The following is a 20,500-nucleotide window of genomic DNA, read 5'->3' on the forward strand; positions in this document are numbered from 1 at the left end:
GGAGGTCGCTGAAAAGGTTACAGATGTATTTTCCTCTTGACTGAATATATACAATCGTTATATCTTAAATTAATTAACCAATGGTAAAAGTAGCTTGCAGAATTACCTTTTTCTGCCCACATATACAACAGATAATGGTAAAAAATTTCACTGATAGGAGCGTGGACTACATGTTTCAGGCTATTCCTTATGAAGGCACACGTCACGAACAATTTGAATCGGTTCTCGGGCAACTCCGGGCACTCATTCATGATGAACCCAATACTATTGCAAACCTGGCGAACGCTTCTGCGTTGCTTGGTCATTTTCTACCGGATATTAACTGGAGCGGCTTCTATCTCTATGATGGAACCGAGCTTGTACTCGGTCCATTTCAGGGCCAGCCCGCGTGTATACGAATTCCGCTGGGACGCGGTGTATGCGGTACAGCCGCAGTGGAGCGACGGACCCTTGTCGTAGAAGATGTCCATGCGTTTCCGGGCCATATCGCCTGTGACGCGGCTTCCAACAGCGAAATCGTCATCCCCCTCATCAAGAACGGTGAACTGCTGGGAGTGCTGGACATTGACAGCCCGCTAAAAGCCCGCTTTGACCACGAAGATCGTGTATTCCTAGAGGAATTTACGGCTATTCTGGTAGCCAGTTTGTAATCAAAATCCGCGTATAATCATCGTCTTCCTTCGCCACAATATATAAGGGTCTGGAACCCGAAACCATCCGGTGAAGGAGATTAATGACAATGTACAACAACACCATGGCTCCACAACAGCAGCTTCGTCAATGTGAACAAATTATGCAGCAACTGGTTCAACAAACACAGCAAGGGACAACGATGTATCAACAGTTGCTGCAACAGGAGCAACAAAATGCATCCAGTCTTGAAAACCTGGTGCAACGTGAACGTAATGCAGCTCAAACGATCCAAACCGCAATCCAGCACCACCAACAAGCTATGGAGCAATACCAACAAGTCATTCAATTGTGTAGTCAGTTGGAAAACACTATCCGCTCCAGCAGCCAAATGACTCAGCCCGGATTTGGCGATAATTACGCCTCCCGCAGTATGCAGCCATCCTCCTATGGTACGGGAAGCCACATGAGCCAAAGCTTTCCGCAACACATGGGTACGGCTGGGCAGCATTATGCAAGCAGTGGTAGCATGCAGCAGTACGGAAACAACAGTCAGCAAGGCATGAGAGCGACACATAGCAGCATGTAAAGCTGCTTTACACACAAAAAGGGTGAACAGCAGGCCATCGGATTGGGTTGTTGTTCATCCTTTTTTCATACCTCTTACAGCCTTTTTCACCAGCTAGTGTTATTTTAATTCCCGCTTTGCCAGCACCTTCATCCCGTCTCGCAAATACTCAGCCAATCCGGGCTCATATCCTTCATACATTTTTCTGAAGTCCTCATGCTCCACATACAAGTCTCCCAGCCCGCTATAAATCTCTGCTGTAGGTGTATAGAATCTGCTTACCCATTGGAGATGGCGGCGGATCAAAGCCTGTACTTCTTCACTGCTATGCTTCAATCCCTTATTCATAGCTTCTGCCAACTGCCGATGAATTTGATCCGCCTCTGCCTGAGAATCCAAATAATCCTCTTTGGACCAATTCTTCGTTGCTGTTTTGCTCTCCTGAATTTTTTCATCTGCCTCATGACCATAACGTTCCGTCAGATCACGTTCATACATTTCCTGCTTTTCCGGGTCAAACCCTTGGTACAATTGCTCCGGTTTCATCGTCTGTTCTCCTTTCACATGAGCCACCGTTTCGTCGATGGTCTGTAGGAGAGTATGCAAGCGGAAGACTTTGTTCTGCACCTTGCTTCTATGCTCCAACAAAACCTCGGCCGTTTTTTCCTTCGTCTGCTCCAGCAAGTCGCCAATGTCGGATAATGGTAATTCCAGCTCTCTGTATAACATAATCTGCTGTAGTCTCAACAGTTGCTCCTGTTCGTAATAGCGATACCCGTTATCCCCGACATGATGGGGTTTTAGCAATCCGATTTCATCATAATAATGTAAAGTTCGTACGCTGATTCCCGACAGACCGGATACTTCCTTCACCGTGTAAGCCATTCCGCTTCACCTCCCTTGTTACACAGTCTACAGCCTCACGTGGCGTGAGAGTCAACCCAGCATTATTGTCCTAGTATTACCTTTTACCCGTTAAGCTTGTGGTGAACCGTCCCTGTGACTAGGATAAAATCAATTCCTTTATTTAAAGATCGTGATCAGGCGACTCATATATTTACGCATATTTACAATTAAATCCGAGTCGCCATCATGAAGACACCAGTTGTACATGACTCCACGAGCTGCAATAAATAAGTAGTCTGTTATCTCTTCGGATGTCATGCTTTGATCCAACTCTCCCACGGCTTGCCCTCTCTCTATAATCTGTTGAAGTATACTTTGCATACCACGACCCTTAGTAATGAAAAGCTTGTTATTACTTGTATATAACTGTTTGACCGTCTCTAAACCAACATTCTGATTATATTCCGCATAAACCTCAAAATATTGAATAAGATCCTGCATAATACTTTCTGATGGTAGTTCATTCTTAAATTTCAATTCAAAGTAGCCATCCGCCTGTGCATACATCTCCACCAAAATATCACTTTTAGTCTTGAAATGATTATAAAATGACCCTACTGACACGCCGGCCTTCCGACAGATATCCTCAATTTTAATTTTTTCCAGGCTCTTTTCATGCATTAGCTCTAATGTACTGTTATATATATTTTTTTTAGTCTGCAGACTTTGCAGCTTGCGTCCATTCAATTGTTTTTTTGACACTCACTTACTCTCCCTCTCTATTGTAAATATTTCTCTTTCTCAGGTGCCTTGTTCATATTACTTAATTATAATAGGAAATGCTATTTTGTTTAATTGTGAAAATAATCACATAATAATACCTACTCCTATTCTATACTGAACCCATTCGGTGAATGTATTCAGTTAAACGAATGATCCATACTTAGGAGGTATTCTTATGAAAGAAGAACATCAAATTTTATACGAGCCTATGAAAATTGGAAAACTGGAAATTAAAAACCGCTTTGTCATGGCTCCCATGGGTCCTGGTGGGCTTTGTGATGCCGATGGTACTTTTAATGAACGTGGCGTCGAATATTATGTTGAACGGGCAAAAGGTGGGACAGGTCTACTCATTACAGGTGTAACGATGGTTGAAAATGAAATTGAGAAATGTGCCCTGCCGTCCATGCCCTGTCCTACTCTAAATCCCTTGAATTTTGTTAAAACGGGTAAAATGATGACAGAGCGGATTCATGCATACGGCGCAAAAATATTTCTACAATTATCCGCAGGTTTTGGCCGGGTAAGTATCCCTTCAATTGTTGGTAAAACGGCTGTCGCCCCTTCTCCCATTCCTCATCGCTGGCTTCCCGATGTCACTTGTCGTGAGCTGACCATTGACGAAATCCACACCTATATCAGAAAATTTGCGGAATCCGCAGCTATTGCCAAAAAGGCAGGCTTTGACGGTATTGAAATCCATGCGGTTCATGAAGGCTATTTATTGGATCAATTTGCGATTTCTTTCTTTAACCATCGGAAAGACGAATACGGAGGAAGTCTGAGAAACCGCTTAAGATTTGCCATAGAGATCGTTCAAGCCATCAAAGCCGAATGTGGTCAGGATTTCCCGGTATCTCTTCGATACAGCATCAAAAGCTTTATTAAAGATTGGCGTCAGGGCGGATTGCCAGGCGAAGAGTTTAAGGAGCAGGGACGGGATATTGAAGAGGGGATTGAAGCTGCCAAAATATTAGAGGAAGCCGGGTATGATGCTTTCAATGGCGATGTCGGTTCTTACGACTCTTGGTATTGGGCACATCCACCCATGTATCAGGAAAAAGGACTTTATCTTCCTTACAACAAAATTTTAAAAACCATTCTAAAGGTACCTGTGATTACTGCTGGCAGATTGGATAATCCAGATTTGGCCAGCAAGGCTATACGTGAAGGAAAAACCGATATGATTGCACTTGGTCGACCATTGTTAGCTGATGCTGATATCCCCAATAAAATCAAGGCTGGGAAAATAGAAAAGATTCGTCCTTGCCTCTCCTGCCAGGAGGGCTGTATGGGTCGATTGGCATCTTTTGCAACGATTTCATGTGCCGTTAATCCGGCTTGCGGCAGAGAAAAAGACTACGCACTTGGAAAAGCAGACCAGTCCAAAAAAGTTTTGGTGATCGGTGGAGGGCCGGCAGGATGTGAAGCTGCCCGTGTAGCTGCTATACGGGGACATCACGTTACCTTATTTGATAAAAATAACCGATTGGGAGGTAATCTAATCCCGGGCGGAATTCCAGACTTCAAGGAAGACGATCATTTACTTGCGACCTGGTACGAAGGGGAATTAAAGGATTTAAAAGTTGACGTCCGATTGAACACCGAGGTTAACCGGACTACCGTAAAGGAATATGCAGCAGATGCCGTTATTTTTGCTACCGGCTCCTCTCCAAAAACCTTCTCCATCGGTACATCTACCAAGGTGTATTCCGCAGAAGAGGTTCTGCTTGGGAAAAAAGATCCCGGTGCTTCCACTGTGATTGTCGGGGGCGGGCTTGTGGGATGCGAAACTGCACTCTGGCTTGCTGATCAAGGTAAAAAAGTAACCTTGGTGGAGATGCAAGAAGATATTTTAACTGTAGGCGGACCCCTGTGCCATGCAAATGAAGATATGCTGCGTGACCTTGTTGCATTTAAGGATATCCATCTCCTGACCAACACCAAAATTGTCGATGCCAACGATCAAGAATTTGTTCTTAAAAACAAAAATGGTGAAGAAACGATTCTAAAGGCCGATTCAGCGATTCTAGCTGTAGGATATACTCCTCAACAATCGCTTTATGAAGACATCCAAAATGACGTTTCCGAAGCCTACTTAATCGGTGATGCCAAGCAAGTACAAAATATTATGTACGCTGTCTGGGATGCGTATGAGGTTACCAGAAATATATAGTGCCCTGCTCCCTCCGAAGAGCCGTTTGCTTTTTAAGCAAACGGCTTTGGCTTTTTTACCTTTGCATCAAATACTTGGTTAAGAGAAGTTTTTTCCCATAACCACATGATCATAATAGGCAATCTTCTGAATGATTTTCTCCAAATTGTGTTGTGTTTGGGCCATATGTTCTTCTACCTTTTTCTTATGAGCTACGAGAAGATCTCTTCTTTCATGTACGGTGGCTTCGCCTTTTGCATTAAGCTCAAGGTATGCCTTAATCTCTTCAATCGTCATCCCCGTATCTTTCATAGCCATAACAAACCTTAACCAGTCAATTTGTTTTTCCGTATATACTCTTCTTCCACCCTCATCCCGCCCCACTTCAGGTAATATCCCCTCTTTTTCATAATAACGAAGTGTAGATGCAGGCAGTCCGCTCTTGATTTGAACTTCTCTGATGGAGTACATTCTCATTCTCCTCCTCGTTATTGTTGTACTTCTTTAAGTCAGCTTTAACTATAAGTATAAGTTTTCATAGAAAAGAGTGCAAAGTAATGAGAAATATACTAAAAAAGAGCGAGTGACCCACGAAGGTTTCTCGCCCCAGAGTCAATTACTTTAAGCCGGTGGCTTTTTGACTCGCCTATAAAATGTTCGATTGTATTGATTAATCAACTCATCCAGAATCATAGATTGATTGAGCACAAGTGCATGTTCTAATCCGTATTTCGCTTGCAGATCGCAGAGCTTTTGTCTTGCCTTCTCTAATCTTAGTTTCAAAAGTTCTTGTTTTTCCATCCTTCCCCCTCCTTATTTAACCTCATTTTGGAATATTATGACTATATTTGATGAAAGTTTAATTCAGAAATTTTGTTTATTCATAACGAAAAAGACCAGCTCAGAGAGCTGATCTGGGAAATTCTATCTTGATTTAAAAGGGATCTGAATTAAAACCCTCCAACTTGGTCGGTAGGTCGTATACTATGGGAGTGGTTATGAGCTTGTCCAGGTATAGCCACTATGAACAGAAAGCTAGTTGCGACTACTAGAAGAGCCACTTTTCTTAACATTTTCTAACCACACCTTTTCAATCAAATTTTGATACTGAGCATGTATTTCAGGAACAAAGTACATTCTAAAATGTTCAAATAGTCCCGTACAGTTTATGAAGTATATTTTATTATTCAGTATATTCGCTTTTACTAAAGCATCTCTTAAGTATTTAAAGCCAACAGAATACATCCCTTTATATAAATAGTAATATGCCAATTCATATCCAAGACGCGCAAACTGCTCCGGTATCACTTGTTGAGTATACATATCAGTAGAGGATTGCTGATGAGCAAAAGAATCAATCTCTGTTTCAAATCGTTGAAGTATATCATCCACATCTATTTGATAGCGGTTAGCCGCCATCATAATATTCAAAAGCTCTGTAACCAATTCTTTTTCGGATTTATCCGGAGGAGCACAAATATACTCCACATAATCAGAAAGTACGCTTACATCTCCAGATAAAAGCTTGTTTACATAGATATTAACTTGTGCCCAATGCTGAAATAATTCCATCCAATGCCGCGTATCTTCATCCGTTTCTTTGACCCAGCTTAAATCAGCGTATGCGTAAGTATATTGTAATGCCTGCTCATAATCTCCATGTGCTTCACAGACACTTGCGCACAGCAAATCAGCGTAGGCGATGTATCCGAACAATGGACCCCTTGTTTTCCTTTCATTTCCCCTTTTCTTTCGCTTATGCTGACGATGGTCTAGGGAGTATTGAATTTTCGCTTTATCCCGCATTTTTTGAACTGTCTTATCAACCTTCGCCCACTGACGCAAGGAACGATATACATTCGCCAGGTCTTTCAGCGCATCAAGCTGGTCTATTTCATCAAGCCGCTCTACGAAGGGATGAAAATGGCATGCTGCCTCGAAATTTTGATTTTGGTCATCTCCGATGTTAATCGTAAACAAACGATACTGGCAAAGGGCCAGTCGTTCCGAATATTGCTTTCTCTCGCTGATCGCCACGCTCTCGTAAAGAATGGCTGCCGCCGCATGTTTGCCGTCTTTGAAGAAGTCTTCCGCCACATTAAACAGCAACACGGAATACACCAGATTATCCATTAACAAATCGGCCATTTGCTGGATACAGTCCAGCTTGTCCAACTCAGCGCAATTATACAAAAAAGGCCTGATCCTCCGCCAGTTAGGCGTGATATCCGTTAAATATTCCTGCATATATTGCTTGTAATAATGCCCTCTGGGATGCCCCATAACTGCCGTAATCCGATCCAGTTGATCGACGGAAAACGTACGATTTCCATTTACCAAGGTACTCACCGTACCTGCATTTAGTCCTGCTGTTCGTCCAAGTCGGGTAATGTTCAGTCCGTTTGTCTTCATGTATGTATCAAGCTCTGCTCGAATCGTGGTTGTATGGTTCACAATAAACAACCCCTTTAACGTTCATAGGATAAAGTTACGATGCTGCTCTATGGCAACAAATCCGATTACAATCTGGTATTAGACGCAAGCTGTACTAGAATCATTGTTTTTTCTACAAAATAGTATACCATTTTATAGAATTTTTTTGTATACTTTTCAACAGTTTACTTAATATATGCGATTGCTCCTCTAAGCCTATTTTTTTTTCTCCTCTTTATTTAGTATTATAAGGATATAAAAAAAGGAGGTTATCATTTGAAAAGTACAGGTATGACACGTCCCTTAGATTCGTTAGGTCGTATCGTCATTCCCAAAGAGATGCGTATTTCAATGGATTACAATATGGGTGATCCAGTTGAGATTTTTGCTGATGAGGAAACGGGTATTCTCGCCTTACGAAAATATACCGGGGTGACGTGTAAAATGTGTGGTTCTACGGAGCAATTGACTTATTTTAGAGACAGCTTTATTTGTGGGGAATGTATTCATAATTTGAAGAATGGTACAAATTCCACCCCTATCACAAGGCCGTCCAAATCGACTTTCTCCAACGGAGAAAGGCCAATGAAGCATTCCAAACGTCTGCGCCGTTCGACGCAACAAATGATCGAAAGCCTAAAAGAATTGATGCAGAAGCAACCCAATGCAGCACAGCACGAATATGCAAAGATACTTGAGGTTTCCCAAGCCCGTATATCCCAGCTCAAAAAATTGCTATAACTACAGCTTGCTACCCTACATAGGTATACATCACAAATTCCATGTACAATTACGTTTGAACCATGATACGCAGCATCATAGCTAACCAACAAAATCCATGGACCAACATGACGAGAATTTCATACTAGGCATAAAGAACCACCGGACGCCAGGCGAATAACCTGTATCCGGTGGTTCTTTATATCTAATTTTCAGTTTTCTTCAATTCTAAACAATTTTTCTTCTTGGGATAATTTCACAACATAGTACTTTTCATTCTTTATTTCCTTAGGAAGTTTATCCTTTAATATTGATGCTACAAGCTGAATATTTTTGTCACCAATATATCTTGCGACATTAAGTAGCTGATTATCATGCATAAGTTCTTTTTTATCGTTAAGTAAAAAATGTAGACAAGGAATATTTTCTGAATCAGCAAAAAGTATATATGCCAAATCAAAACATAAGATTTCACCTTGCTTTTTTCCTGAACTTAAATTCGCATTAAATGAGCTAAACTTATATAACGTTTGTTTGTTTTTATTCGTTATTTTATCATATTTTAAGGCGTACCTTTCTCCATAAAGCTCATTAGAAATTGCTGCAAAGAATTTATTGAACTTAAATGTTTGATTTTTAACAATTTGTTCAAATTCATCAGAAAACAAGACATCATCAATACCCTTTAGTTGATCATTGTAATCAACTATATTAGACTCTACCTCATTTATTTGGGAGATCACACTTTCATACTCTCCCTTCTTTCTATATCTCTCATTAAGTTCTGCAAGTAATTTTTCTAACTCGTCGAATGAATCACTTTTAGACAAGATCTCTGCCATTTCTTTCTCTTGAGATAAAAACTTTTTAAGTTTATCAGATTCTTCATTTATTTTTTCTTCTAAATGTGGAAGTTCACTAGCAATGAACCTCTTTTTTTCAGCAATCATGTTATTATGATAACTAACTAGCTCTTCAAAAGATTTTTGAATCCCACCAATTAAATTTGTAGCTTGCTCATAAATCAATTTTAACTGTTGTAAATCAATGTTAGAAATATTAGAATCAAGTTCTTCCTCAGTTTCTATAATCAAATCTCTACGCAAATTTAGATTACTAATAGTGGAACTGGCTCTATTAATTTGGTATTTTATATTATTTAGCTTATCCAAATCCTTCTCAAAATTTTCATTTATATTTAGGTTTGTCTTACGTTTATTTAATTCTAATATTTCGTCTTCAATTAGCAAAAGAGCGGCTTCATAAGCTGTTTTTGTTTGATTTTTCTCCAAACGTATTCTGTATGTTTCTTCTTGCTTCAGTTTAGTGAGAATTTCTTGTTTAACTTCTCCCTCCGCAAAAACACAGCCTAATAAAAACAAATACAGAGTCTCATACTCTGCATCCGAAGTAAAACGATCTAAGGTTTTTAGAGTATTATTTATGCTTAAATCTTTATATCTTATATTATGAGAAATAATTTGTCTAAATGTAGGTTTTCCAAAATGATAGTTTGGAAATATCAATTCTAATAGTGTAGGCTCAAAATCATCTTCCTTTAGATTCTCGCCATTAATTCTCCGAATTATTCTATTTCTGGACAGAAAGTTGCGCTCAATTTTAATTTCTTTTGAATCTTTATCATCTAAATCCCATGTTAAAATAAGAGTTACCAAAACTTCTTTATCAATCAAAAAATCCTTAACAGCCTTATACGTATCACGCTTTGACTCAGTATCAGCATATATAATAGACGGTTTGGCTCCTAGACAAAAATCAATGAGTTTTAATACTGTCGTTTTCCCCACATTATTTCCTGTACTTTGGTAGTCTTGAGTCGGAGTCTCATCTACGATTAAATTAAGCCCCTTATGAAATTTAATTTCTCTTATGATTTGATCTGCAGTTGAAATTTTCAACAATTTCAAGAACATAAATTAATCTCCCCCTCACTATTTATCTCTGCAATTTCAATCAAATATAGCCAATCTAAACACAAAATATACACTGGAAATGACATTTTTTTCTTTCTTTTTACATTCTGATATAAATCTAAAAGCCCCTGTGAGGGGTTAATTTGTAGTTCTCTCAAAACAATAGCCCCATTAAAATATATGCTGTCATCAGGATGCATATTATCTGGAAGTAACATAATCATACCCCTCCGGATTCTCAAATATTTTACAACGTATAAATGCATCTACAACGAGTATATTGACGCACAAATCTAATTCTTCAAAAGAAATATCAGCACATTCATTATTATTTTTAATAAAACAGTTTAGTTCTTCAATTACTTTCAAAAAAATTAGGTCGGAATTTTCAAAGCTCTTATCACTACATAATTTTATATATTGCTTACGAATAAATTGAAGAACAGCGAAACTTTTATTAGAACCTTGCTTATCAAATTCCTTATACTTTTTATCCAATTTACCGTAATGAATCTTATAATCATCAATTATCATTTTTGTTACAGTCAATTCATTGAATACTATTTTGTTATCAATCTCGAAACTATTTATAGTACTCAAATTGTCCATAATAGTGAAGTTTTCTTTTGATAAAATGTTAATTATAGTAGCTAGATTTGAATCTAACTTAACTATATCCAACTCTCTACCTAATTCTTTCTTTATGAAATCATAAATTCTCTTTTGAACCTCTATATCAGAGGAAAGTATATCTCTAAGTACTATTTGTGTATCTAAAATATCATTCTCAGGTGTAAAATCAACACTAAATGGATTTTCAAAAACGCTGCTTCTTAGGCTAGTGGCATCTTTTGAAATTGATATAAATTTAAATCGATAATCGGAATATTGCGATAGAATCTCTTTATTCAGGGCACTATTAACCTTTTGTTTTGTTGATGTTGAAGAGACTTGAACTATTAACTTATTTGTATCATCTATCAGATCAATTCCTTCAACATTTTGTTTAACATTATTCAGATTTACCAATTTCCATCCATAAAGTAGGTTCATGAAATTTAGATAAAAGTCTTCAGAGTGTATATGTAAATCTAATATATTTATTTTACCTCTACTATTTATCCTTGTTGCAAGAGTGTTCAGTTTCTCTTCTATATAATCAAAATAACGCGAACGGTTCATTTTGAAGCATCCTTTCACACTATATTAATCCAACAATTATCTTTAACAATAGTAACAGAATAAAGTTGAAAACAATATAATGAGTTATTAGTAAAAATGCTAATGTGCAAATTCATCGAATTCCTTAAGAAGGATTATATTAACAAAAACTACACCATGATTAAATAAATACTATGTGAATAAATGTATATTATTACGTATTATATTCACCATATATATTAATAATAAGAAAATAAATTATAAGAGCTTAAACACTAGTTCGTCTTATGAAAATAATAAGAATAATAACTTTTTCAACTTGTAAAATCTTATCCAGACCCCTATACTCCTTCCATTAGGTTTAAATGTTTAAACATTTAAGGAGAACTTATAGATATGGGAAAACAAGCAAACTACTCTTCTGGAGTCCCAATCCTGGTCTGATGCTGCGATGCAGGATGTAATATTCGGTCCGATCTGCCGATGCTGGAATTTGAACAGTGGAAGAGGCCATCCAGACGGTAATGGATCATCTGAAGCCACTGGCACTGTATTTATTTACAGAAGATAAACAGGTTGAACATGAAGTGCTTACCCGCCTTACGGCGATAAACTCAAGTGGGTTCGGAAAATTTTGCGCTAAAGATCCTTACTAAAAAAGCCCGCTGAATCTGGGTAGGTACACATTACGTGTATCTCCTTCCCTTTTCAGACAGGCTTTTGTTATCTTTTAATCACGACCAGCTTCACTTCCAGCATTTCTTCCATAGCGTACTTCACGCCTTCGCGTCCGGTACCGCTTTGTTTCACACCGCCATACGGCATATGATCGACGCGGAAGCTCGGAATATCATTGATCATCACACCGCCGACCTGAAGCTTGTCCGCCGCATCCAGCGCAGTCGTTATATTACGGGTGTAAATCCCCGCCTGCAAGCCATAGATCGAATCGTTCACATGATGAACGGCTTCATCTATGGAGCTTACGGAATGAATCAGCACCAGTGGGGCAAACACCTCGCGGCAGGACACCTTGGAAGTCGGGTCCACATTCAACAGAACGGTCGGCTCCAAAATCCCGCCTGCGGCTTGACCGCCCAGAGCGATCTTTGCGCCCGCCTGAACGGCTTCATCCAGCCATTCACGAACACGTTTGACGTCCTTCGCTGAAATAAGCGCAGATACATCCGTGTCCGGATCAAGGGGATCACCTGTTTTCAAGCGTTGGGCCGCCTCTATGAATCGGGATACAAAAGTATCATACAGCTCGTCCATGACGTAAATACGCTGGACCGAGATACATACCTGTCCCTGATTGGCAAAAGCTCCGCTCACACAACGGTCAATGACTGCGTCCACGTCCGTATCGCTGTCGACGATGACCGCTGCATTGGAGCCTAGCTCCAATGTGACCCGCTTCAAGCCAGCCTTGGAGCGGATTTCCGTACCTACCGCCGGGCTACCGGTAAAGGTGATATAGCTGACGCGCGGATCGGTAACGAGAACGTCGCCGATCGTTTTGCCGTCGCCGCTGATCACGTTAAGAGCGCCCGCAGGCAATCCTGCCTGCTCCAGCAGCTCCGCGATCAAGTAAGCCGACAGCGGCGTCTGCTCCGCTGGCTTCAATACGACCGTATTGCCTGCCGCCAAAGCGGGACCCACCTTGTGAGCGACCAGGTTCATCGGGAAGTTAAACGGCGTGATGGCTCCCACAACGCCGACAGGCTCCTTGAGGGTGTAGGCCATACGCCCCTCACCCCCGGTGCGGCATCCATCGGGATCGTTTCCCCGTGAATCCGCTTGGCTTCCTCGGCTGCAAACTTGTAGGTCTGCACCGTCCGGTCAACCTCTGCCAGCGCAGCCTTCCACGGTTTGGACGCTTCGCGTGCAATGATACGCGCCGCATCATCACGCCGCGCGTCCAGCAAATCAGCCAGCTTCTCCAAAATGGCTGACCGCTGATGCGCAGGCATAGCCCGCATTTCAGCGCGGGCATCAGATGCCGCCTGAATGGCAACCTTAGCATCCTCTGCTGTGGCCTCTGCCACCTCAGCAATCACCTCACCGGAATACGGTGAGGTGATTGCTGTATACGATAGTGCTGCTTTCCATTCACCGCCAATAAATAAATGCTGCTGCATACTTATGGCCTCCTTCTCCCTATATTAACGTTTATTCTACCGTTTATTTTACCGTCAGCACAGGGCAAGGTGCATGCTGGATCACATGATGGCTGACGCTGCCCAGGATCATTTCGGAAACCAGCCCTTTGCCCCGTGTTCCCATAATGATCAGATCCACCTGCTCTTGCTCTGCACTTTTGCAAATGATACTCGCCGGATCACCATGACCCGCCAGCATGCGGTAAGAAATACCCCCGTCCTTCAAATAATCGGATGCTGGCTCCAAAATATGGCGCCCTTCTTCCTCAATTTGCTCATCCACATCCACCCCAACCGGGGGCTCATTCATGGATAAAGCCGGGTTCACATGCAATACGGTCAGACGCGGTTCACCCTGAAGCTGTTTGGACAGCGCTTTGGCTGTCTCCAACGCCTTCATAGCCTGTTCCGAACCATCGAGCGCGACCAGAATATGCTTGTATTCGTTCATACTCTTTTCCTCCTCAGAAGTTCATTGTTAGTGAGCATCAATCTGTATATCCTGCATATGTCGACGACGTACGATCAGTACCACTACACCCAGCAGTACCATCAATGCGCCAAAATAAAATGGAGTTTCCGCCGTATACCACTCGGACAGCTTCCCTGCAAGCCACGGCGAGATCGCCCCGCCCAAAAAGCGCATAAAGCTGTAAGCCGCAGATGCCGTGGAGCGCTCCACCGGAGCTGCCTGCATCACAGCCGTTGTGATCAATGTATTGTTAATCCCCAGAAAAATACCAGCCACGATCACCGCAACAATGACAGTCTTCGGTGATCCTGCGACCGTTCCTATCGCCATAACGCCTAAATCAATGGCAAACAGCGTCAGCATGACACTAATGGAAGATACCACGCTAAAGCGTGCTTGAATCTTCGGTGCTACAAACACCGAGGTAAAGGCCAGCATAATCCCCCAGCCGAAAAAGACATAGCCCAAACCGTGCTCGTCCAAATGCATCACATATGGAGAATACGCCATCAGCGTAAAAAATCCGAAGTTATACAACAAAGCCACAATGCCCAGCGTTAGCAGGGCCGGATAAGTGAGCGCTTTGAACGGATCAGCAATCGAACCGCGCTTTTTAGGCTTCGGAATCGAAGGCAGCATAAATGTAATGAACAAAAATCCCACGACCATCAGCGCAGCTACACCGAAGAACGGACCGCGCCAAGAAATGGAGCCTAGCTCACCGCCAAGCAGCGGGCCGACCGAAATCCCTAGACCCAGGGCCGCCTCATACAAAATAATGGCTTTGGCTGTTCCCGAAGTGGACAGACCTACAATCGCAGACAGCGCCGTTGCAATAAACAGGGCGTTCCCCAGACCCCAGCCTGCCCGGTAGCCCACAATCCCGCCAACCGTATCGGCTGTACCTCCCAACCCGGCAAACACAATAATCAACAATATCCCGGTCAGCAGCGTCCATTTGACACCCAATCGGCTGGACACTACGCCCGTAATCAGCATAGCTACGCCTGTCACCAGATTATAGCTGGTGAACAGCAGTGACACCTGACTCTTGGTGGCATGAAGCTGATCGGCGATGGCCGGAAGGATAGGATCGACTAATCCCAGTCCCATAAATGAAATAACGCAGGCAAAAGCAACCGCCCATACCGCCTTGGGCTGAGACAGCAAGCCTGCCTGTTTTTTTAACTCATCAGGTAATGCGTGTTGTGAACTCATAGTAGGATGTAACCTCCATATCTAAATGTAAAATGATTCGCTTATGACGGGTCGCTGCCAAGCTCCTTATCAAGCAGAACCTTTCGTTCGCGAACCCTGACCCGCAGCTCCTCCAGCTCGGTCTGGAGCATACGGATGCTGTTGATTTTTCCCTCCATCAGCTCCAGTTGTTCGTTCAGTGTTACCTCCATATCCTCCAACATGGCCCGGCGCTCAACAGGATGCAGGATATCCGTTCGCTCACGATATTCCTCCCGCTGACCCTTGAGCATTTCCGCTGCGGACATGTAACGCTGAAGCTCTTGCAAGGAGAAACCAAGCACTTCCTTGGCACTCACAATTTTTTTCAGTAAATCCACATCCTCCTGCGTATACAGCCGCATATTTCCTTCGCTACGCTGCGGGGAGGGCAACAGACCGATTTCCTCATAATAACGAATGGTTCGCTTGGTCAAACCGCATCGCTTGGCGACCTCATCAATTTTATACGTAACCATGACACCCACCTTATGAAAAAGTTTATATATAAATACTACGCCTATCTAACATTAACGTCAACGTTAACTTTGGAGAAAAAAAAGAAACCGCTCCTATTAGAGACGGTTCCTGTTTCGACTTGCATGTTCATAGGCCCGAAGCATCGGCGCTCAAGCCCATGAAATATATAATTTAGATGAAAATAGTGCGAGTGATGATAACCAGCAAAATGAAGAGTACCAAAATAACACCAGTGGAAGTCCACATGCCGTAGCCACCACCGCCACAACCTCTGTCTACTTCACCCATCTCAAATTCCTCCTCCCTCCGTTGATTACAAATACATCGCCTGAATTCAATTCAGATTGTTAACAACGAGTTAGATAACGAATGCTTTAGAGATGATAACGAGCAAAATGAAAAGTACCAGAATCGCTCCTGTAGATGTGAAAGCTCCATAACCAGCGCCTACTCCAGACATACTGATTCCTCCCTTCATGGTTTACAAAAGCATCTTATGCGTATGTTGCCAACCATGATAGGTACAGATGCCGCGCCTCCCGCCCAAATGTAGGTCATTCGCTTTGGTTCCGTTATCCTTCATGCGCCAGCATGCCGTGATACAACAGGTTTCGCGTCTGCTTGGCAAGCACGGATGGACTTTCGCTGCCAGTCAGCAGTTTGGTTAACGTCAACCGTTCAATCAAACCAACGACGCATTCCGCTGTCAGCTCCGGGTCCAATTCCTCACGGCAAGAACCCCATCGTTGTGCCGCAAGCAGATGCTTTTTAATATGACCTGCCATTTCTGCCTTGATACGCACCGAGTCCGACGCCTGGTAAAATCCGACACGGGTTATCGCCGGATTATTGGATAACATACGAAAAATGGATTCCAGAAACACTAGCCCCCGGCTCAAAATTTCAGCTTGGCTTTGATCCGGTTCCACCTTCATGCATTGGACCGTCTCATTCACCAACACTCGGAAGCTCTCAACAAGCTCCTCATACATTTGTTCCTTACTCTCAAAATGAATATAAAAATCCGGCTGCGTCAATCCCGCACGCGCCGCGATCGAACTTACCTTGGTCTGATAAAAACCGGTCTGAGCGAACTCCTCAGCCCCCGCCTCCAGTAACAACCGTCGACCTTCCCGACTTCTGACTCCTGCTCTCGTCACGGTCCCTGCCCCCTTACTCCACAAATCTATCGTATTATAAAGTTCCCTTGCGGTAAGAACAATGGGCTTGAGGATGATATATGCCTGTCCTTCCAAAGTCCTAATACAGAAGAAATGAAGGTTTTGAATATATAAGGGCATCTCTCTTTAAGGTAGTATTAACCAATTAGACCGTGAGCAAGCAAGAATGATGACGCCGGATCAGTGGTGAGGACAATATTTGCGCATCATTTCAATGGTTGTCAGATCATCATCCCGCCCTCGGTTTTGCAAACCGTCGATAATCTGTTGACGTTCCTGCTCTTTAACATTCTGCCCGAATTTGAATTTTGCGGTCCACTCATCCGGTACAATCTTGATCAGCGCAACCCCTTTCAGACGTGAAGCATACCGGGGATCGCTGGCATCGATAGGTTCATAGCCGCCCTCCGGTTGCAGCTTACTCATAAAAATGGAAAAGGCAGATGCCTTTTCTTCCAGTTCCACTACCTGTTCCGCATGACCTCGCACGGTAATACTTTTAAAAAATGATGTCGCCGGACATGCCATATGTTCATCCGTAAAATAAGACGGGATGAGCGCATACTCTTTGGCAGCGGAAAAAGTAACCCGGTTGTCCTCCTTCATCCGTTCCATCTTCTCTCCGGCACGGCTGCCATGAATATAAAAAACACCATTTCCATAAGCAAAATTCAAGGGTACAACCCGCGGGAATCCATCCTCGCTGTTCATGCCCAGAAAACCGAAACTGACCTCGCTCAGAAATAGCTCTATTTCCTCTTCTTCTGCCACCGTAAATTCTTTTCTTCTCATGGATCATGCTCCTTTCGTCTATTGACCAGCGCTACATTTCAGATTATGTTAAAAATGGATCAATGAATAGATCCAATATGATCGAAAATGAGTAGTCCAATGGAAGGAGAAGGCTATGGATATTACGATTGCTTATCAGCGTGCTATTCAACTGTATCATCATAAATATTTGGCCTTGTATCATGCTCTTCGGGAAGGAATTCTGAACGGATCACTTGCCAGCGGTACGCGCCTGCCTTCCAGTCGTGATCTGGCTGTGATGTATGGAATTTCGCGGGGCAGTGTTGCAGAAGCCTACGATATGTTGTTGGCAGAAGGGTACGTGGAAACGGCGGTAGGCAGAGGGACTTTTGTCATTGAACAAACCGCGTTGCTACCCAACACATCATCGATTGATAAGCAGACCCGACAAGCACCTTCTGTTAAACAAACACCCCCAGCTCTGTCCACATGGGGACAACGGATTATGCAGATGGAAAGAGAGTCACGGCCGTCTTCTGCTTCTGGTGTAAATGAAGATGCGGCTCAACAACCCCTGATTTCTTTTCAGGCAGGAGAAGTGGTGTTGGAAGGCAATTCACTGACCGCATGGAAAAGCGCAATGGCTGCCGCTGGCAAAGACTTGCAAAAGCCTTCGTCTGCCTTGATGACAGCACCCGTGAATGGCGATGAATGGTTGCGTGAAGCGATTTGTCAGCATGTTGGAAGAACGCGGGGAATTATGGCCCACCCGGATCAAGTCGTATTATGCAGTGGCTCCATGGAAGTGATCACCTTATTATGCCAGTTGCTTATTAATGAGCAAGATCCCATCGTGCTGGAAAATCCCTGTTATCCCGGTATTCACCGTGCGGTTACCGCATCGGGCGGACAGGTGCAAGCTGCTGAGCTGGATCAACAAGGAATTATTCCGCAGGATTGGGATTCCAGATTACTATTTGTTACACCGGGACGACAGTTTCCAACCGGAGCTGTATTGCCATTAGCCCGCCGTCAACATATTTTGCAATGGGCGGTGTCCAGAGGCGCGTGGATTATCGAAGATGATTATGACAGCGAATTCCGTTGGGCAGGACGACCGATTGAACCGCTGAAAGCACTGGATCGCGCGGATTGTGTCATCTATGTCGGTTCCTTTTCCAAAAGCATGTTCAGCAGTCTTCGACTGGGCTACGCTATTCTGCCCGCTGCACTGGCTCAAGCGCTAACAGCCGCCAAACGGCTATATGACCCGCTGCCTCCTGCCCGTCTGGAACAGCGCGCACTGGCACGCTTTATGATACGCGGCGACTATGTTCGCCATCTGCGTCGGATGACCCGGATGTACAGATCACGTTACGAGGTGTTCCAGCGCGAAATGCAGCAGTTGAGTGGACTGTTTCAATGGCATCAGACTGACTGCGGCCTGCATGCCTATGCGGTCTGGAAGCATGAGCCTGCTCAGTATCAGCAATTGATGCAGGCGGCCCGGTCTTTCGGAGTCACATGGCGTGATGCAGCCGATTACCAACTGACGCCAGGCCCCCCATCCGCCTGTTTTATTTTTGCCCATTTAACGGAACACCAAATGATTGAAGGCATTAACCGTCTGCGCCAGGCTTGGGATAGTATTAAAAAATGAGTGGAACCTTCGCCTCAATCGACCTTCGCACCATATGAACGCAAGAACGCCAGCGCCTGGTCTCGATCCATCCGTGCACCTTTGACAACAAGTGCTTTAAAATCGACTCCATCCATAGTAGCACCACGTAAATCGGCTCCCTGTAGCTTGGCATGAGCTAAAATAGCTCTGGTCAGGTCGCAATCTCTGAGGTCTGCCTTCTGCAGATTGGCATCCGAGAGATCCGCTTCATAAAAGCGTACTCCTCTCAAATCCTGCTTTTCCAGCCGGGCCTGCCGCAGATTGGTATAAGACCAATCCCCCTGAACGAGCGTAATGCCGTCTATTTTTGCTTTTGAAAAGTCCGAACCCGTCATTTTACAATTGCTGAATTTGGTGACGAACAGATTGGCTTCAATAAAGTTACAATTTATAAAAGCTGATTCAGTATGAATAGAACCGTTCAACAGCGCCCCTTGAAAATCACATTCGATAAAACGACATTCGCTGGTCATGATTTCCTCCAACGAACCGTTCGTAAAAGTACAACGTTCAAAGGTGCAACGAATAAGTTCACCCTCCCTTAAATCTTTCCCACTATAATCAATGCCCTCATATTGCTGCTCTTGATACTGAAACATAATGATCCCCCTTATTTAATCACTAGCCCTAACAGCCCCACAAAAGACGAAGCTTGATGCGGAGAGATCATGCACCCATCCAGGTCTTCGATATCCACCTGTAGTCCATCGAATTCGCAATCGCTCAGATCAATCCCCTTGAGCTTGGACCCCGACAGCATGGCCTGATCCATATTGCAACGGGTAAAAAAGGTTTTTTGTAGCGTCAAATGATAAAGGTCAGAGCTTATCAATGAACAATCCTCAAAACCAACCTGCTTGAAATTGGCAAAGCGAAACATTGAATAATCTCCTAAGCAATCCAGAAAACGAACATTTTGGAGTCTGCTTCTGGAGAAGTCTGTTCCGAGCAGTTTGCAATTTCTGAACTCTACCCGGTGAATAAAGGAACCGGAAAAGTTAATATTAGACAGGTCGCATTTATCGAAAATAACATCTGTCCATTCACTTTCCGGCAATGACGATTCCATAATCGTAACATTTTTAAAAGTCATCTTCTCAAACGAAACCCTGGTAGCTTCCACATTATCCATGGTCATATCCTCTACAGACCCCGTGTTAAATTCATCCTTGGATCGTAAGGAGTACATTTCATCGGTTAATACAGGTAAGTCTGAAGGAATTTTCGGCAACTCTATCTTAATTTCCATAGCTATCTCCACCTTCTGAGTGCTTATTCCGGCATATGTCTAGTTTATATGATGAT

At 43.1% G+C, this 20,500-nt stretch carries 21 protein-coding genes and 1 pseudogene; 5 read left to right on the plus strand and 17 right to left on the minus strand.

From position 1 onward, the window contains the following. The first annotated feature begins 170 nt into the window (after window positions 1-170). Window positions 171-650: a GAF domain-containing protein gene (locus ASL14_RS08525; RefSeq protein ID WP_134911241.1), complete on the plus strand. Its 480-nt coding sequence runs from the start codon at window positions 171-173 to the stop codon at window positions 648-650. 89 nt (window positions 651-739) lie between these two features. Then, complete coding sequence (locus ASL14_RS08530) at window positions 740-1,219, plus strand: hypothetical protein (protein ID WP_134911242.1); 480 nt, start codon at window positions 740-742, stop codon at window positions 1,217-1,219. Window positions 1,220-1,318: 99 nt separating this feature from the next. Here the strand turns inward: ASL14_RS08530 and ASL14_RS08535 are convergent, their stop codons facing one another. Next, window positions 1,319-2,083, minus strand: a complete 765-nt coding sequence (locus ASL14_RS08535) for a MerR family transcriptional regulator (RefSeq protein WP_134911243.1) — start codon at window positions 2,081-2,083, stop codon at window positions 1,319-1,321. A 138-nt stretch (window positions 2,084-2,221) separates the two neighbouring features. Continuing rightward, entirely contained in the window at window positions 2,222-2,806 is a 585-nt protein-coding gene (locus tag ASL14_RS08540; protein ID WP_134911244.1) for a TetR/AcrR family transcriptional regulator, read from the minus strand. Window positions 2,807-3,002: 196 nt separating this feature from the next. Here ASL14_RS08540 and ASL14_RS08545 point away from each other — a divergent pair, with 196 nt between their 5' ends. Continuing rightward, on the plus strand, window positions 3,003-5,003 hold the full coding sequence (locus tag ASL14_RS08545) for an oxidoreductase (protein WP_134911245.1): 2,001 nt from the start codon (window positions 3,003-3,005) through the stop codon (window positions 5,001-5,003). 78 nt (window positions 5,004-5,081) lie between these two features. Here ASL14_RS08545 and ASL14_RS08550 read toward each other — a convergent pair whose 3' ends face one another. The 3 genes from ASL14_RS08550 to ASL14_RS08560 form a co-directional block, all read right to left on the minus strand. Beyond that, the gene (locus ASL14_RS08550) at window positions 5,082-5,453 is read right to left on the minus strand and encodes a MerR family transcriptional regulator (protein WP_134911246.1); all 372 of its coding nucleotides are present in this window, start codon (window positions 5,451-5,453) and stop codon (window positions 5,082-5,084) included. 150 nt (window positions 5,454-5,603) lie between these two features. Further along, entirely contained in the window at window positions 5,604-5,783 is a 180-nt protein-coding gene (locus tag ASL14_RS08555; RefSeq protein WP_134911247.1) for an aspartyl-phosphate phosphatase Spo0E family protein, read from the minus strand. A 234-nt stretch (window positions 5,784-6,017) separates the two neighbouring features. Continuing rightward, on the minus strand, window positions 6,018-7,436 hold the full coding sequence (locus tag ASL14_RS08560) for a helix-turn-helix domain-containing protein (RefSeq protein ID WP_134911248.1): 1,419 nt from the start codon (window positions 7,434-7,436) through the stop codon (window positions 6,018-6,020). 255 nt (window positions 7,437-7,691) lie between these two features. Here ASL14_RS08560 and ASL14_RS08565 point away from each other — a divergent pair, with 255 nt between their 5' ends. Next, a complete protein-coding gene (locus tag ASL14_RS08565; protein WP_134911249.1) occupies window positions 7,692-8,156 on the plus strand; it encodes an AbrB/MazE/SpoVT family DNA-binding domain-containing protein in 465 nt (154 codons plus the stop codon). 191 nt (window positions 8,157-8,347) lie between these two features. Here ASL14_RS08565 and ASL14_RS08570 read toward each other — a convergent pair whose 3' ends face one another. The 10 genes and pseudogenes from ASL14_RS08570 to ASL14_RS08610 all read right to left on the minus strand — a co-directional run bounded on the left by ASL14_RS08570 (window position 8,348) and on the right by ASL14_RS08610 (window position 17,553). After that, window positions 8,348-10,069, minus strand: coding sequence for a DUF2326 domain-containing protein (locus tag ASL14_RS08570; protein ID WP_134911250.1), 1,722 nt, complete (start codon window positions 10,067-10,069; stop codon window positions 8,348-8,350). Then, the gene (locus ASL14_RS08575; RefSeq protein ID WP_134911251.1) at window positions 10,060-10,287 is read right to left on the minus strand and encodes an ABC-three component system middle component 6; all 228 of its coding nucleotides are present in this window, start codon (window positions 10,285-10,287) and stop codon (window positions 10,060-10,062) included. Before ASL14_RS08575 ends, ASL14_RS08570 begins: the two co-directional genes overlap by 10 nt. Beyond that, a complete protein-coding gene (locus ASL14_RS08580; RefSeq protein ID WP_134911252.1) occupies window positions 10,271-11,251 on the minus strand; it encodes an ABC-three component system protein in 981 nt (326 codons plus the stop codon). Before ASL14_RS08580 ends, ASL14_RS08575 begins: the two co-directional genes overlap by 17 nt. A 702-nt stretch (window positions 11,252-11,953) precedes the next feature. Next, a pseudogene (locus ASL14_RS08585) lies at window positions 11,954-13,371 on the minus strand (aldehyde dehydrogenase family protein). A 43-nt stretch (window positions 13,372-13,414) separates the two neighbouring features. Next, window positions 13,415-13,843 (minus strand): universal stress protein, encoded by a 429-nt coding sequence (locus ASL14_RS08590; RefSeq protein ID WP_134911253.1) that lies wholly within the window; start codon window positions 13,841-13,843, stop codon window positions 13,415-13,417. Between the two features lie 27 nt (window positions 13,844-13,870). Next, window positions 13,871-15,082 carry an MFS transporter gene (locus tag ASL14_RS08595; protein ID WP_044645298.1) on the minus strand — a complete coding sequence of 404 codons (1,212 nt, stop codon included), beginning with the start codon at window positions 15,080-15,082 and terminating at the stop codon, window positions 13,871-13,873. A 41-nt stretch (window positions 15,083-15,123) separates the two neighbouring features. Continuing rightward, window positions 15,124-15,579: a MerR family transcriptional regulator gene (locus tag ASL14_RS08600; RefSeq protein ID WP_134911254.1), complete on the minus strand. Its 456-nt coding sequence runs from the start codon at window positions 15,577-15,579 to the stop codon at window positions 15,124-15,126. Window positions 15,580-15,938: 359 nt separating this feature from the next. After that, on the minus strand, window positions 15,939-16,040 hold the full coding sequence (locus ASL14_RS27935) for a hypothetical protein (protein ID WP_014599460.1): 102 nt from the start codon (window positions 16,038-16,040) through the stop codon (window positions 15,939-15,941). Window positions 16,041-16,152: 112 nt separating this feature from the next. After that, window positions 16,153-16,740 (minus strand): TetR/AcrR family transcriptional regulator, encoded by a 588-nt coding sequence (locus ASL14_RS08605; RefSeq protein WP_134911255.1) that lies wholly within the window; start codon window positions 16,738-16,740, stop codon window positions 16,153-16,155. Between the two features lie 201 nt (window positions 16,741-16,941). Continuing rightward, a complete protein-coding gene (locus ASL14_RS08610) occupies window positions 16,942-17,553 on the minus strand; it encodes a pyridoxamine 5'-phosphate oxidase family protein (protein ID WP_134911256.1) in 612 nt (203 codons plus the stop codon). A gap of 115 nt (window positions 17,554-17,668) precedes the next feature. Here ASL14_RS08610 and pdxR point away from each other — a divergent pair, with 115 nt between their 5' ends. After that, complete coding sequence (pdxR, locus tag ASL14_RS08615) at window positions 17,669-19,174, plus strand: MocR-like pyridoxine biosynthesis transcription factor PdxR (RefSeq protein WP_134911257.1); 1,506 nt, start codon at window positions 17,669-17,671, stop codon at window positions 19,172-19,174. Window positions 19,175-19,188: 14 nt separating this feature from the next. Here pdxR and ASL14_RS08620 read toward each other — a convergent pair whose 3' ends face one another. Further along, window positions 19,189-19,794 (minus strand): pentapeptide repeat-containing protein, encoded by a 606-nt coding sequence (locus ASL14_RS08620; protein WP_134911258.1) that lies wholly within the window; start codon window positions 19,792-19,794, stop codon window positions 19,189-19,191. A gap of 11 nt (window positions 19,795-19,805) precedes the next feature. Beyond that, window positions 19,806-20,444: a pentapeptide repeat-containing protein gene (locus tag ASL14_RS08625; RefSeq protein WP_134911259.1), complete on the minus strand. Its 639-nt coding sequence runs from the start codon at window positions 20,442-20,444 to the stop codon at window positions 19,806-19,808. Between the last annotated feature and the right edge of the window lie 56 nt (window positions 20,445-20,500).

It is taken from the genome of Paenibacillus sp. IHB B 3084 (assembly GCF_001447315.1).
Lineage (GTDB): Bacteria > Bacillota > Bacilli > Paenibacillales > Paenibacillaceae > Paenibacillus.

Bases quoted from the DNA above. Each gene is read 5' to 3' on its own strand.
- ASL14_RS08570 (WP_134911250.1), bottom strand. From the start codon at position 10,069: ATGTTCTTGAAATTGTTGAAAATTTCAACTGCAGATCAAATCATAAGA.
- ASL14_RS08620 (WP_134911258.1), bottom strand. From the start codon at position 19,794: ATGTTTCAGTATCAAGAGCAGCAATATGAGGGCATTGATTATAGTGGG.
- ASL14_RS08575 (WP_134911251.1), bottom strand. From the start codon at position 10,287: ATGTTACTTCCAGATAATATGCATCCTGATGACAGCATATATTTTAAT.
- pdxR (WP_134911257.1), top strand. From the start codon at position 17,669: ATGGATATTACGATTGCTTATCAGCGTGCTATTCAACTGTATCATCAT.
- ASL14_RS08610 (WP_134911256.1), bottom strand. From the start codon at position 17,553: ATGAGAAGAAAAGAATTTACGGTGGCAGAAGAAGAGGAAATAGAGCTA.
- ASL14_RS08625 (WP_134911259.1), bottom strand. From the start codon at position 20,444: ATGGAAATTAAGATAGAGTTGCCGAAAATTCCTTCAGACTTACCTGTA.
- ASL14_RS08525 (WP_134911241.1), top strand. From the start codon at position 171: ATGTTTCAGGCTATTCCTTATGAAGGCACACGTCACGAACAATTTGAA.
- ASL14_RS08590 (WP_134911253.1), bottom strand. From the start codon at position 13,843: ATGAACGAATACAAGCATATTCTGGTCGCGCTCGATGGTTCGGAACAG.
- ASL14_RS08580 (WP_134911252.1), bottom strand. From the start codon at position 11,251: ATGAACCGTTCGCGTTATTTTGATTATATAGAAGAGAAACTGAACACT.
- ASL14_RS08545 (WP_134911245.1), top strand. From the start codon at position 3,003: ATGAAAGAAGAACATCAAATTTTATACGAGCCTATGAAAATTGGAAAA.
- ASL14_RS08595 (WP_044645298.1), bottom strand. From the start codon at position 15,082: ATGAGTTCACAACACGCATTACCTGATGAGTTAAAAAAACAGGCAGGC.
- ASL14_RS08600 (WP_134911254.1), bottom strand. From the start codon at position 15,579: ATGGTTACGTATAAAATTGATGAGGTCGCCAAGCGATGCGGTTTGACC.
- ASL14_RS08555 (WP_134911247.1), bottom strand. From the start codon at position 5,783: ATGGAAAAACAAGAACTTTTGAAACTAAGATTAGAGAAGGCAAGACAA.
- ASL14_RS08530 (WP_134911242.1), top strand. From the start codon at position 740: ATGTACAACAACACCATGGCTCCACAACAGCAGCTTCGTCAATGTGAA.
- ASL14_RS08550 (WP_134911246.1), bottom strand. From the start codon at position 5,453: ATGTACTCCATCAGAGAAGTTCAAATCAAGAGCGGACTGCCTGCATCT.
- ASL14_RS08535 (WP_134911243.1), bottom strand. From the start codon at position 2,083: ATGGCTTACACGGTGAAGGAAGTATCCGGTCTGTCGGGAATCAGCGTA.
- ASL14_RS27935 (WP_014599460.1), bottom strand. From the start codon at position 16,040: ATGTCTGGAGTAGGCGCTGGTTATGGAGCTTTCACATCTACAGGAGCG.